This window comes from Halostagnicola alkaliphila, assembly GCF_055379965.1.
Genome location: NZ_AP043826.1, coordinates 449,535 through 462,655, shown reverse-complemented (window position 1 = coordinate 462,655; position 13,121 = coordinate 449,535). Strand labels below are relative to the sequence as shown.

The window sequence follows — 13,121 nt, the reverse complement described above, 5'->3', positions numbered from 1 at the left end:
AACGCGAACCGACGATTGGATGGAAAGGTATAGGGCGGCGTCCCGAACACACGTAAACAAGAGATGAGCGAAGAGGGATACGACCACGTGGCGGTCGAACGGCGCTGGCAGGAGGCGTGGGACGAGGGTGACGCGTACCGGACGCCAGACGACGTCGAGGATCCGACGTACGTCCTGGGGATGTACCCGTATCCGTCCGGCAAGCTTCACATGGGCCACGTCCGAAATTACACGATCACGGACGCCTACGCACGATACCGTCGGATGGCCGGCGACGAAGTCCTCCACCCGATGGGATGGGACGCGTTCGGCTTGCCCGCGGAGAACGCGGCCAAAGAGCGCGATACGAACCCCAGAGACTGGACCATCGACTGCATCGACACGATGCGCGACCAGATGATGTCGATGGGCTTTGGCTACGACTGGTCTCGAGAGATCGCGACCTGTGAACCGGAGTACTACCAGTGGAACCAGTGGCTCTTTTCCCGGTTTCACGACGAAGGGCTGGTCGAGCGACGCGACGCCGAGGTCAACTGGTGTCCCGAGTGCGAAACCGTCCTCGCCGACGAGCAGGTCGAAGGCGAAGCCGAACTCTGTTGGCGGTGTGACACCCCCGTCGAGCAACGCGAACTCGAGCAGTGGTTCCTGAAGATCACCGAGTACGCGGACGAACTGCTCGAGGACATCGACGACCTCGAGGGCTGGCCCAACTCGGTGCGCCAGATGCAGCGAAACTGGATCGGCCGCCAGTACGGCACTGAACTCGAGTTCTCCATAGCGGGCCACGGCTCCGTCGAGGCCTTCACCACCCGCGTCGACACCATCCACGGCGCAACGTTCTTCGCGCTCGCGCCGGATCACCCGATCAGCGAGCAAGTGGCCGAGGATGACGACGACGTTCGCCACTTCATCGAGCACGAGGCGGACCCCGAGGGCGACGAGCCCAACGGCGTCGAAACCGGCCTGACGGCGACCAATCCAGTGACCGGCGACGAGATTCCGGTCTACGTCGCCGACTTCGTCCTCTCGAATGTCGGAACGGGCGCGCTGATGGCCGTGCCGGGTCACGACGACCGCGACCACGCATTCGCAGAGAAGATGGACGAGGAGATCGTTCCCGTCATCGCCCCCGAACCTGAAGATTGGGACGGCGAAACGGTTCCCGACGCACCCGATGTCAGCGAGGAGGCTTTCACCGACGACGGCGTTCTCGTCAACTCCGGGGAGTACTCCGGCCTCGAGAGCGAGGTCGCCCGCGAGCGACTCACCGAGGATATCGACAGCGCCGAGGAAGCGACCCAGTACCAGCTTCGCGACTGGGGGATCTCCCGCCAGCGCTACTGGGGGACGCCGATTCCGGTCGTCAAGTGCGACACTTGCGGCCCCGTGGTCGTTCCCGACGAAGAGCTTCCGGTCGAACTCCCCGAATTCATCAACACGACCGGTAACCCGCTCGACGAAGCCGAGGAGTGGAAGCGAACGACCTGTCCGGAGTGTGGCGCCGATGCGACTCGAGAGACGGACACGATGGACACGTTCGTCGACTCCTCGTGGTACTTCCTGCGATACGTCTCGCCGAATCTCGCCGAAGCGCCGTTCGACACGGAGCGGGCTAACGACTGGATGCCCGTCGACCAGTACGTTGGCGGCATCGAACACGCCGTGATGCACCTGCTGTACTCGCGATTCTTCACGAAGGTGCTCGCGGACCACGAAGGGCTCGAACATCGCGAACCGTTCACGAACCTGCTCGCACAGGGGATGGTTCAGCTCGAGGGTGAGAAGATGTCCAAATCCGTCGGCAACGTCGTCTCGCCCCAGCGGATCGTCGAGGAATACGGCGCGGATACGGCCCGGCTGTTCATGATGCAGGCCGCCCAGCCCGAGCGGGACTTCGACTGGAGCGAAGACGGCGTTAGGTCGACTTACGCCTTCCTGACCCGACTGAAGGGGATGGTCCAAGCGTACGCCGAAAGTCCCCCCAACGGCGACGACGACGCTATCACGAGCTACGTCGACGCGGAGATCGACGCGGCGATCGCGATCGCCAGCGAGGAGTACGACGACCTGACGTTCAACGCGGCGGTTCGCGAGAGTCAGGAACTGGTTCGGACGCTTCGCCAGTACGCCGACTACGCCGAACCCCACGCGGAGACCTACGAACGCGGGCTGTCGGCGGTCGTCCGATTGCTGGCTCCGGTCGCACCACACCTCACCGAGGAGCTGTACGAGACGCTCGGTCACGACGAGTTCGTCGTCGACGCCCCCTGGCCGACCGCGACGGTCGACCGCGACCACGTCGACAAGCGGCGCAGTCTGGTCGAGAACACCCGCGAGGACATCCGCCAGATTATCGACGTCGCCGGAATCGAGAACCCGAAGTCGATCGACGTCGTCGTCGCTCCGGAGTGGAAGTACGACGCCTTAGAGATCGCGATCGAGAGCGACGCCGACAACCTGATCGGCGAACTCATGCAGAACCAGGAAATTCGAGAGCAAGGCGACGCGGCGGCCAGCTACGGACAGGATCTTCAGGTCGAACGAGAGGCACTCACCCGAACGCTCGAGGCCGAGGCCGAACACGCCGCCCTCGAGTCGGCCGCGTGGTTGATCGAACGCGAGTTCGACGTGCCGGTTCGCGTCGTCCGCGCAACCGAGGTCAACGACGACGTGCTTCGAAACGCCGAGCCCGGTCGACCGGCGATCGAGATCGAGGATTGACACCTCCGCACGCTGTTCGTGCGAGCCGCGCCCACCTGCTGTCTTGAGTACCCGGCAACGCACCCGCGTTCTTTTATCCGTTCGTTCACCGTACGAACGTCCACTCCGTCGGATCGCGATGAACTCCGAACAGACTTCCACGAACGTCGATAGAACCGCCCGATCGCGTCGCGGTAGCCGCCGTAGGCGAGATCGGCCGCGGACGCCCCACGTCGCCTCGATGACCTGGCGGGACGGGCTGTTCGTCCACTGGCCGATAGATCACGACGCGCTTCGACCGCACGTCCCGGATTCGCTCCGCCTCGAGACGAAAGAGGATTCGGCCTGGATCAGCGTTCTTCCCTTCGTCCTGTCGAACGCCGGGTTTCGCGGGTCGCCCGAACTTACCCGGTTCGCATTTCCCGAAATAAACGTCCGGACGTACGTTCAGTATCGCGGCGAGCCGGGGCTGTTCTTTTTCAGCATCGACGTCGGCAATACGCTCGTCGCGACCGCGGTCGGCAGAGCGACCCGACTGCCGGTCTACAATTCGCGAATGCGCGTCGGCAGAGCTGACGATCACGTCTCGTTCTCGAGCGAACGAACGACCGATCGCTGGCAGACCGATTTGTTCTCGGACGGCAGGCCGACGACCGACGGTCGAGGGCGATTCTCGGTCAGTTACGAGCCGGACGGTGCCGCTTATTCGGCCGAACCGGGATCGCTCGAGTACTGGCTCACAGCTCGAAAACGGTTTTACGCGCCCGAGAGCCGCGGCGTTATGACCGGCGAGATAGCCCACGAACCCTGGCCGCTGCAGCCGGCGACGGCGACGATCCACGAGAACGACCTCTTTCGGTCGAACGGATTGCCGGAACCGAACGCGGACCCCATCGTTTCCTACTGCGAACGACTCGAGATGACCGGATCGATACTCCGTCGAATCCGTCAGGAGTGACCTTCAAGTGAGCGCGTGACCTCGAAATGAGTGTTTTTCTCACTCACGGCTACTGTTGACAACGACACCCGATACCGATGAGTTTGTTAACTCCGGACTGAAAGAATCTTTCACACCTTATCAATGTCGTCTACTCAGACAAGCGCGCCGACTGACGATCGGAACTCGTTCGTGTACGTCGTTGCGGGTCTGGCAGCCCTCAACGGCTTACTGTTCGGATTCGATACCGGCGTGATCTCCGGTGCGATGCTCTACATACGACAGACATTCGAGCTGACGACGCTTCTAGGGTATTCGGTGAACCCCTCCTACGTCGAAGGGGTGATCGTCAGCGGCGCGATGATCGGCGCGATTTTCGGGGCCGCACTCGGCGGCCGGCTCGCGGACCGCCTCGGTCGTCGCCGACTCATTCTCGTCGGTGCGGTGGTCTTCTTCATCGGCTCGCTCATCATGGCGGTCGCACCGACGGTTGAGATACTCATCCTCGGCCGGATCATCGACGGCGTCGGCGTCGGCTTCGCGTCCGTCGTCGGACCGCTGTACATTTCCGAAATCTCGCCGCCGAAGATCCGCGGCTCGTTAGTCTCGCTCAACCAGCTGACGATCACGAGCGGCATCCTCATCGCGTACCTGGTGAACCTCGCCTTCTCGAGCGGCGGCGAGTGGCGCTGGATGCTCGGGCTCGGGATGGCTCCCGCAGCGATCCTCTTTGCCGGGATGTTGTTCATGCCCGAAAGTCCGCGGTGGCTCTACGAACAGGGACGTGAGGCGGATGCGCGCGAGGTGCTTTCTCGAACTCGCACTGAGGGACGGGTCAGCAACGAACTCGAGGAGATCAAAGAGACGATTCAGACCGAATCCGGAACCCTCCGAGACCTGCTCGCGCCGTGGGTTCGACCGATGTTGATCGTCGGCGTCGGTCTGGCGGCGTTCCAGCAGGTCACTGGGATCAACACGGTGATGTACTACGCGCCGACGATCCTCGAGTCGACCGGCTTCGAGGACACCGCGTCGATTCTCGCGACCGTCGGCATCGGTGCTATCAACGTCATCATGACCGTAGTCGCCGTTTTGCTTATCGACCGAACCGGACGCCGGCCGCTGTTGCTGGCGGGGCTCGCTGGAATGACTGGGATGCTCGCGGTCCTCGGTGCGGTGTTCTACCTCCCCGGTCTCTCGGGCGTCATCGGCTGGGTCGCGACGGGAAGCCTGATGCTGTACGTCGCCTTCTTCGCGATCGGTCTCGGCCCGGTGTTCTGGCTGATGATCTCCGAAATCTACCCGATGGAAGTTCGGGGAACCGCGATGGGCGTCGTCACGGTCGTCAACTGGGCCGGAAACCTGATCGTTTCGCTGACGTTCCTCCGGTTCGTCGATGTCTTCGGCCAGTCCGGGACGTTCTGGCTTTACGGCGCGTTCTCCCTGCTCGCGCTCGTGTTCTGTTACAAGCTCGTTCCCGAAACGAAGGGCCGGTCGTTAGAGGAGATCGAAGCGGACCTGCGCGAGACGGCGGTCGGGAACGGTCTCGAGGAGCGCTCTTCGAAAGCGACGAAAACGGACGACTGACCGCCCGAACGACGCGAACTATTTTCCGGTGTCGATCATCCCGAACTCGTAGCCGTCGCCCCGTTCTCGAGCGTTCTCGTAGACGACGTGGGCCGCCGCGACGTCCTGAATGGCGAGGCCGGTGGAGTCGAAGACGGTGACGCCCGTCTCGTCGGTTCGACTCGGTTTCTTCCCGACGACGAGTTCGCCGATTTCGCCGTGAATATCCGAATCAGTGAGGACGCCGGTGCCGTAGGGGACGTTGATCTCGCCCGAGTGGGTACACTGCTCGTGGTCGTCGATGACGACCGTGGCCGACTGCAGGAGAGCGTCCGTAAGTTCGTGTTTCCCCGCCGCGTCCGCACCGATCGCGTTGATGTGGGTGTGGTCGTCGACGTCGTCCGTGCCGACGACCGGGTCCTCGACGGGTGTCACCGTCGAGAGCACGTCGCAGTGGCCCGCCTCCGAAATCGAGCCGCTCCGGATGTCGAACTCGTCCTCGAACGTCTCGATGAATCGCTCGAGTCGCGCCTCGTCGAGATCCGAAACGACGACTTCCTCGATCGGACGAACGGCCGCGATGGCTTCGAGTTGCGTGTACGACTGGACGCCCGCACCGACGATACCCAGACTCGAGGCGTCCTCGACGGCCAGATAGTCCGTTGCGACTGCCGCGGCCGCGCCGGTTCGTTTCATCGTCAGTTCGGCGCCGTCCATGATCGCCAGCGGAAACGCCGTCTCGGGGTCGGAGTAGATCATCGTTCCGAGGACGGTTGGCAGGTCGTGATCGGTCGGGTTGTCGGGGTGGACGTTGACCCACTTCAGACCCGCGGCGTCCCATCCGTCGGAAGCAGTAGAACCACTTTCTGTAACCTCGAGATACGCCGGCATCGAGCGGAAGTCGCCGTTGTACTGTGGCAGATCGATGTAGGATTTGGGCGGCATCTGCGCGTCGCCGCGTTCGTAGGCCCCAAAGGCGTCTTCGACCGCCTGAACCACGTCCGCCATTCGAGCGTTTTCATCGACGGCGTCGCTATCCAGAAGGAGCGTATGCATGCGTGTAAATATTGCGCGGTGCTATTTAGTTTGTGTCAAATGGATCGTCGTTCGGTCGTCTAGTCGGCCGACTCTCGAGCGGTCAGAGTTATTTCTGAGATAGAACGTCGTGGAGTCAAGCATATATGCTCGGAAAGGAAATGTGCGGATATGGTTGATGGTGATTCACTTGATCGAATCGGAACGCAGTGGAGTCCCGTGGTCCTTCGACTGGCGCTCGGAATCGTCTTCGTCGTCGCCGGTGCCGGAAAAGTTCTCGAGATCGGTCCGAAGGCGAGCGGAATCGCCGGCTTCACCGACACCCTCGCCGGGCTCGGCGTTCCCTTTCCGACGCTGTTCGCCTGGTCCGTCGGGCTGCTCGAGTTGGTCGGCGGACTCTTGCTCCTAATCGGGTTGTTCACCAGATACACCGCGGCCATCCTCGCCGTCATCATGGCCGTCGCGACCGTCCTCGTCCATCTTCCCGAGGGATTCGTCGCCGGCGAGGGCGGCATCGAGTACACGCTCGTCCTGACGCTCACCTCGCTCTCGCTCGCGCTGAGCGGGCCGGGCGCGGCGTCGCTCGAGCGACACCTCTTCGACGACGAACTGTTCGTTCCGACTGACTCGAGTCGTGGCCAACGGGCCGGCTGATCCTCGGTTCGGCGTCGCCACTCGAGGTCGGTGAGAACGCAAAATGAGAACAGTTAGACGTGGATCCCGGTTCTTGAGTTGTTCCTCGAGTGCGGGCCGTGCTCGATCGATCGCCCCGGTTCGCAGTACCGGGGCAAGGGTGTCCTCCAATTTGTACCGTGAGGGCCGCGGCCCGAACGGGCCGACGACCGATGTGGAGTACGCGGCGCGCAGCGCCGCGTCGAGGCGAACGGCGATCGGTGTCTCGCCGCCGAGTTCGACCCACTACCCTTGTTCGTACACCAGGCCGTCCTCCGTCGTGTACGAGAACCACAGTTTCCTCGGCGGTGTCGAGTCGTCGGTGGGATCCGTCGGTATCTCGACCATGCCGCGATCGTCGGCCAATTCGTACTCGAGGGTTCGTGCGTCGTCGTCGAACGGGTCCGTTCGGTACCCCTTCCCAGCCTCGATATGAAGACGATCGTCGTACAACACCTCCGCAGCCGATCCGCGAACGTCGACATGGAGTGCCACGTCATCGTCAGTAAGGTTGTTCACGACGAGAACGGCAGTGTCCTCGCGTTCGTCCTCGTATAGGGGAAGTGACTCGACACACCCCTGTAACGAGATGAGACCGACGACGACGATAGTTCGGAGGATTTGCCTCCGAGAACGCGAGTACATGTGCAACGAGTGGTTTTCATCACTATAAGTAATTGTTCGTTCCTCCAACACCAGCTACATCACGTCTTCAGCTTTGATATGGAAGGTATCGCCCTCCGGCGTGTGCTGGAAGGCCTCCGACTCGTTGTACGAACTCGTTGAAAACGATATCTGTGCAGGAGACGAGACTGACACTTCCGGCTCGGTTCCCCTCGGAGTCCGCTCTGTCGGAACCGAGCCATCAACGACGGATTCGACACCTAGCATGACCGTTCAGTCGATAGAAATAGAGAGGGCCAAACAAATAGTGATTGACCAAATTACTTTGCGTGATCGCTGAGAAGCGGTTCGAAGAAACGAACGAAGTTCACTGCGAGTGGGCCGACAACTGACTTGGAACGAGTGAAGCGAGCGAGAACCTCACCTTTCCGCGGAATCTTCGATTTCGTACCTCTTATGATGTTCTCGCTCCTTGCTCGCGGCTTTCGCCGCTCGCTTTTCGGAGGTCTTCGCGCTACTCAGACCTCCCTCACATCATGCCGCCCATGCCACCGCCCATGCCGCCCATGCCGCCGCCCATTCCGCCTGGGCCGCCTGGGCCGCCGGCTGGCATGTCGTCGCCGTCGTCGTCGTCCGGTGCGCCGCCTTTCAGCTCACCGGCTGCGATGACGTCGTCGATGCGAAGCAGCATGACTGCGGCTTCGGTTGCCGATTCGATCGCCTGGCTCTTCACGCGAAGCGGCTCGTAGACGCCTTCGGCGTCCATGTCGATGGTGTCGCCGGTGTAGGCGTCGAGGCCTGCGGCGGTGTCGCCGCCGTCGTGGGCGCTTCGCAGTTCGACGAGCGAGTCGATGGGGTCGAGTCCCGCGTTCTCGGCCAGCGTTCGTGGAATGATCTCGAGGGCGTCCGCGAAGGCCTCGATGGCCAGCTGTTCGCGGCCGCCGACGGAGTCGGCGTGGTCACGCAGTGCGAGCGAGAGCTCGATTTCGGGCGCGCCACCGCCGGCGACGACCTGCCCGTCCTCGAGGGTCGTTCGGACGACGCCGAGTGAGTCTTCGATCGCGCGGTCGACTTCGTCGATGACGTGTTCGGTGCCACCGCGGAGGATGAGGGTGACCGCCTTCGCGTCTTCGACGTCCTCGACGAAGATGCGCTGATCGCCGGCGATGTCCTTCTGTGCGACGCTGCCGGCGAAGCCGAGGTCGTCCTCGGTGAGGTCGTCGACGGTCGAAACCGGACGAGCGCCCGTCGATCGGGCGAGTCGACTCGCGTCACTGGATTTGACGCGGCGGACGGCAATGATGCCCTCCTGTGCGAGGTAGTGCTGGGCCATGTCGTCGATGCCGCCGTCGACGAAGACGACATCGGCGCCGACGTCTGCCAGCTGGTCGGCCATCTCCTTGAGCTGAGCTTCCTCTTGCTCCATGAACTCCTGGAGTTGGTCGGGATCGGTGACGTTGACTTCGGCGTCGATTTCGGTCTCTTTGACCTCGAGAGCACCGTCGACGATGGCGACGTTTGCGTCCTCGGCGAAGTACGGCATGTTCTCGGAGACGCGCTCCTTGTCGACGATAACGCCCTCGACGAGTTCGGAGTTCTCGATCGAGCCGCCGACGACCTTCTCGACTTTGACGTTGTCCGTGTCGATTCTGTCCTCGTCTGCGACCGTCTGGACGGCGCTGACAACGAGTTCGGAGAGCAGGTCTCGAGCGTTTTCCGCACCTTTGCCAGTCATCGCCGTCGCGGCGATTTGCTCGAGGATTTCGGTGTCGTCTTCGTCGACGTCGATGGCGATGTCCTCGAGGGCGTCCGTAGCGACCTCGGCGGCCTGACGGTATCCCTGCGCGAGCGTGGTCGCGTGGATATCCTGATCGAGGAGCTCCTCGGCACGTTTGAGGAGTTCACCGGAGACGACGACGGCGGAGGTAGTGCCGTCGCCGACTTCGTCTTCCTGCGTCTGGGCGACTTCGACGATCATGTTGGCCGCCGGGTGGTCGATTTCCATCTCCGAGAGGATGGTGACGCCGTCGTTGGTGACGACGACCGAGCCCGTCGAATCGACGAGCATCTTGTCCATTCCTTTCGGGCCGAGTGTCGTCCGGACCGATTCCGCGACGGCTTTCCCGGCCGTGATGTTCATCGATTGTGCGTCTTTCCCGGAGGTTCGCTGGCTGTCCTCCGAAAGTACGATGAGGGGCTGGTTGCCCATCTGCTGTTGTGCCATAGTCAAACGAAGGATTGTTTGCTATTCTATATAAGCCTTTTCCTATTAGTCAAATGGCTCCCCCCAATATAGCTTGAGTCGGGTGTTTTCGTGATATCGGCTGGATGGGTATTTATAATACATTTGCAGTGAGTGAGAACGTACGGGTTGCTACGACGGTGGGATTCCGATCGGCTGACGCTCTGTTCAACGGTCAGTTGCATCGGTCCGGTGAATTGAGACTCGTGATGAAAGGAGTCGTGTAGCGAACCAGCGGCAAGAATCGAATTGCGAAGCCGGTGGTGCGAGTTAGGATTTACCGCCGGGATACTCGTGATACTGCATTCCCTGGTGTTTCATCTCGTTGTGTCGCTCCTCGAGGAACGAGTAGACCGCGCCGTGGGGTGCGCCGTCGAGTAGCATTTCGGCGGCCGTCCTGACCGCGTCGACTTCCGGCGGAGCGCCGATGATGCCGAGCGTCGAGCCGTAGATCACGACCGAAGCGCCCGAAAGCTCTTCCATCAGTTCTCGGGTTCGGCCGCCTTCGCCGATCAGCCGCCCCTTCTTGCGTTTCATGTCGTTTTTGTTTCGCGAGGCAGTGTCGATGTCGACGATGTCGAACAACATCATCTCGTCGTCGAGCAGTCGAAGCGCGTCCTCCGGCGGGAACCCGCGCCCGATCGCGCGAACGATTTCGGGTCCTTTGAGACCCTTGACCGGATCGCCGACGGTTTCGATGGCGACCGATCCGTTCTCGGAGTCGATGTCCAGTCGCACTTCGGCCGCGGCTTCGATCTCTCGCATCGTCTCGCCTCCTTCTCCAATGAGAACGCCGATACGGTCCTGCGGAATCTTCACGTGCTGCATGTGCGCTACTACTAGCCGAGACTGCAAAAGGGCTTGGACCGCGTGCGCAGGTCGTTCCCACAGTCCTCGAGACGTCCGCTACCGGAATCAAAAACGGGTACCGAACGACGATGACCTACACGATATCGACGGTCTTCGTCTGCTCCTGTGGTACGAGCGGGAGTTCGGGAAACGCCACGCTGACTGTAAATTCGAGTTCGTCCGCATTCGCACCGAAGACCCCGACCGGGACCGCTTTCTCACCTCGTAGATACGTGCTCGTACTCGTCATCTCGACCCCGTCATCGGGGATGTCAGTCCCCGATTCCCTCGAGGGAGCTCCGATCCCTCGCCCGTTAACGGTTACCCGGATGCCCGCCTGCGCGGGTTCGCCGACGTTGCGAACCGTCACCTCGTGGGCCTCGTTCTCGCCGGTCGCGATTTCGTCGGGGAACCGGCCCCACTCGAGTTCCACCGCGGGAAGCGACTGGGCACCCTCGTAGACTCGTTCGGCGACGCCCTCCGAGAGATCCGCCGAAACGAGCCCCTCGATTCCACCCTCGACGATGTCGCCGGGGGTCGATTTGCCTTCCTTTGCGAGTTTGCTCGCGCGACCGGGCCCGACGCCGTCGATGGCCGTCAGTCCGACCGCGTCCTCGGCGACACCGTTCTCGATCCGGGCCTCGACCCGTTTCGCGAGGTTCGCCTCGTGTGGGCTGGAAAACCGCTCGAGAAATGCTTGAAGCGCTGAGATGAGCCGCGTCGCGTTCCGGCGGATGACCCACGCGTCGCTTCGCAGTTCGCTCGGCGTGTTGGCGCTTGCGGCCCCTCGCAAAATCGCGAGCACCTTCCGCTGTCCGGCCTCGAGATCGTCGGTTTGCTGGCCGACCAACACGGCGTTGATCGCGTCGCGTTCGGACTGGCGAGCCGAGACCGAATCGAACTCGACGGCACCGGCGACGGTCTCGAGGATATCCGCGGTCTCGATTTCCTCTCGCTCGGTCAGCGACGCGAATCTGGCCGCCGTCTCGAGTCGAAGGTAGTACTTCGAGGCGAGCACGCCCCGCGGCGTCGCCTCGATCGAGAGGTCCTCGCCGGTTTCGACGAACCCGCGCTCGACCAGTCGCTCGAGACAGTCTCGAACTCGCTGTCGGAGGTTCGGGAAGTCGTACGCTTCGGGCTTGGACTGTCCCCGGACGTAGTAAAACGTCGTCTCGAGCCAGTCCATCACGTCCTCGAGATCCGTGATCGTCCCCATCGCGATCTCGGCGTTAAGGTGGGTCTCGAGGCTTTCGGCGAGTCGGGATTCGATCTCCTTGCCGTCTTTGAGCAACTGTCTGTACTTGTCGGCCTCCGACGCGTCGCAGACGACCCAGCCGTAGCCAACGTCGTCGTACCCGGGCCGGCCCGCCCGCCCGAGCATCTGGAGCACGTCGAGGGGGCTCATGTCGACCTCGCCCTCGAGCGGGTCGTGGAGTTTCGTGTCCCGGATCACGACGCAACGCGCCGGGAGGTTCACGCCCCAGGCGAGCGTCGAGGTCGAGAACAGCAGTTCGACAATACCCTCTTTGAACCACTCTTCGACCAGATCGCGGTCGTTCTTCGAGAGCCCGGCGTGGTGAAACGCCACGCCGTCGAGGACGGATTTTCTGAGCGTGTCGTTCTCGAGTTCCTGGGCGTCCGTATGAAAGTCGTAGTCGCCGCGAGCCCCCATCGGCACGTCGCGCTCGGCGATCTCGTCTCTGGCTTTCTCCGCCGCCCGAACCGTATCCTGCCGGGAGGAGACGAACACCAGCGCTTGGCCGTCCTCCCGGAGGTGGGGTTCGGCGAGATCGAGCGCCCGGTACAGCCGTCGGTACTTGTCCGCGAAGGCGTTCTCGCCGTGGGTGTAGGTCTTGACGCCCGCGTTGAGATCGACGGGGCGGTACTCCTCGTCGAACTCGAAGGTCGTCTCCGCGCTCGCGTCGAGCCACGCCGCGACGTCCTCGACGTTCGGCATCGTCGCCGAAAGCGCGACGATTCGTGGATCACAGAGCCGTCGAAGTCGCGAAATCGTCACTTCGAGCACCGACCCCCGTCGGTCGGCGTCGAGCAGGTGTACTTCATCGATGACGCAGACATCGATGTCTGTGACGAAGTCGTAGCGTCTCGAATCGTGTTTTCGGGTCGCCGAGTCGAGCTTTTCGGGGGTCATCACGAGGATGTCCGCCCGGCGGGCGCGCCGCGGGTTCAGATCGCGCTCGCCCGTGACGACGTAGACGGAGTAATCTAACTCCTCGAAACGATCCCAATCGTCTTCCTTCTCGTTCGTCAGCGCTCGCATCGGGGCGATAAACAGCGCCGTACCGCCGTCGGCGAGCGATTTACAGATTGCTAGTTCCGCGAGCGCCGTCTTGCCAGAGGCGGTCGGCGCGCTCGCGACAACGTTCTCCTCGCGCTCTAACAACGCGGGAAGGGCCTCGCGTTGCATCCGGTTGAACTCCTCGAACGCGAAGGCGTCGGCGAACTCCGGCAAAACCTCGGCGACCTCCATCGTTC

The 13,121-nt window shown here is 62.4% G+C and carries 10 protein-coding genes; 4 read left to right on the top strand and 6 right to left on the bottom strand.

The window, feature by feature from the left end; all coding sequences use genetic code 11:
* Window positions 1-63 precede the first annotated feature (63 nt).
* From leuS to ACZ5C7_RS07390, 3 genes are all read left to right on the top strand, one after another.
* Window positions 64-2,721: a leucine--tRNA ligase gene (gene leuS / locus ACZ5C7_RS07400; RefSeq protein ID WP_464375699.1), complete on the top strand. Its 2,658-nt coding sequence runs from the start codon at window positions 64-66 to the stop codon at window positions 2,719-2,721.
* A gap of 118 nt (window positions 2,722-2,839) precedes the next feature.
* Window positions 2,840-3,658: a YqjF family protein gene (locus ACZ5C7_RS07395; RefSeq protein ID WP_464375698.1), complete on the top strand. Its 819-nt coding sequence runs from the start codon at window positions 2,840-2,842 to the stop codon at window positions 3,656-3,658.
* Window positions 3,659-3,781: 123 nt separating this feature from the next.
* A complete protein-coding gene (locus ACZ5C7_RS07390; RefSeq protein ID WP_464375697.1) occupies window positions 3,782-5,224 on the top strand; it encodes a sugar porter family MFS transporter in 1,443 nt (480 codons plus the stop codon).
* A gap of 18 nt (window positions 5,225-5,242) precedes the next feature.
* On the opposite strand, the gene ACZ5C7_RS07385 is transcribed toward ACZ5C7_RS07390, so the two are convergent.
* A complete protein-coding gene (locus ACZ5C7_RS07385) occupies window positions 5,243-6,259 on the bottom strand; it encodes an ornithine cyclodeaminase family protein (protein ID WP_464375696.1) in 1,017 nt (338 codons plus the stop codon).
* Window positions 6,260-6,409: 150 nt separating this feature from the next.
* On the opposite strand from ACZ5C7_RS07385, the gene ACZ5C7_RS07380 reads away from it, so the two are divergent.
* Window positions 6,410-6,892: a DoxX family protein gene (locus ACZ5C7_RS07380; protein WP_464375695.1), complete on the top strand. Its 483-nt coding sequence runs from the start codon at window positions 6,410-6,412 to the stop codon at window positions 6,890-6,892.
* 264 nt (window positions 6,893-7,156) lie between these two features.
* Here ACZ5C7_RS07380 and ACZ5C7_RS07375 read toward each other — a convergent pair whose 3' ends face one another.
* The 5 genes from ACZ5C7_RS07375 to ACZ5C7_RS07355 all read right to left on the bottom strand — a co-directional run bounded on the left by ACZ5C7_RS07375 (window position 7,157) and on the right by ACZ5C7_RS07355 (window position 13,116).
* Complete coding sequence (locus ACZ5C7_RS07375) at window positions 7,157-7,555, bottom strand: hypothetical protein (RefSeq protein WP_459887802.1); 399 nt, start codon at window positions 7,553-7,555, stop codon at window positions 7,157-7,159.
* A 54-nt stretch (window positions 7,556-7,609) separates the two neighbouring features.
* Window positions 7,610-7,801, bottom strand: a complete 192-nt coding sequence (locus ACZ5C7_RS07370; protein ID WP_464375694.1) for a hypothetical protein — start codon at window positions 7,799-7,801, stop codon at window positions 7,610-7,612.
* A 262-nt stretch (window positions 7,802-8,063) separates the two neighbouring features.
* Window positions 8,064-9,743, bottom strand: a complete 1,680-nt coding sequence (gene thsA, locus ACZ5C7_RS07365) for a thermosome subunit alpha (protein WP_464378408.1) — start codon at window positions 9,741-9,743, stop codon at window positions 8,064-8,066.
* A gap of 303 nt (window positions 9,744-10,046) precedes the next feature.
* Window positions 10,047-10,604 (bottom strand): KH domain-containing protein, encoded by a 558-nt coding sequence (locus ACZ5C7_RS07360; RefSeq protein ID WP_464375693.1) that lies wholly within the window; start codon window positions 10,602-10,604, stop codon window positions 10,047-10,049.
* 115 nt (window positions 10,605-10,719) lie between these two features.
* The gene (locus ACZ5C7_RS07355) at window positions 10,720-13,116 is read right to left on the bottom strand and encodes a DEAD/DEAH box helicase (protein WP_464375692.1); all 2,397 of its coding nucleotides are present in this window, start codon (window positions 13,114-13,116) and stop codon (window positions 10,720-10,722) included.
* Between the last annotated feature and the right edge of the window lie 5 nt (window positions 13,117-13,121).

Coding starts and splice junctions, on each gene's coding strand:
- leuS (WP_464375699.1), top strand. CDS start 64: ATGAGCGAAGAGGGATACGACCACGTGGCGGTCGAACGGCGCTGGCAG.
- ACZ5C7_RS07395 (WP_464375698.1), top strand. CDS start 2,840: ATGAACTCCGAACAGACTTCCACGAACGTCGATAGAACCGCCCGATCG.
- ACZ5C7_RS07390 (WP_464375697.1), top strand. CDS start 3,782: ATGTCGTCTACTCAGACAAGCGCGCCGACTGACGATCGGAACTCGTTC.
- ACZ5C7_RS07385 (WP_464375696.1), bottom strand. CDS start 6,259: ATGCATACGCTCCTTCTGGATAGCGACGCCGTCGATGAAAACGCTCGA.
- ACZ5C7_RS07380 (WP_464375695.1), top strand. CDS start 6,410: ATGGTTGATGGTGATTCACTTGATCGAATCGGAACGCAGTGGAGTCCC.
- ACZ5C7_RS07375 (WP_459887802.1), bottom strand. CDS start 7,555: ATGTACTCGCGTTCTCGGAGGCAAATCCTCCGAACTATCGTCGTCGTC.
- ACZ5C7_RS07370 (WP_464375694.1), bottom strand. CDS start 7,801: ATGCTAGGTGTCGAATCCGTCGTTGATGGCTCGGTTCCGACAGAGCGG.
- thsA (WP_464378408.1), bottom strand. CDS start 9,743: ATGGGCAACCAGCCCCTCATCGTACTTTCGGAGGACAGCCAGCGAACC.
- ACZ5C7_RS07360 (WP_464375693.1), bottom strand. CDS start 10,604: ATGCAGCACGTGAAGATTCCGCAGGACCGTATCGGCGTTCTCATTGGA.
- ACZ5C7_RS07355 (WP_464375692.1), bottom strand. CDS start 13,116: ATGGAGGTCGCCGAGGTTTTGCCGGAGTTCGCCGACGCCTTCGCGTTC.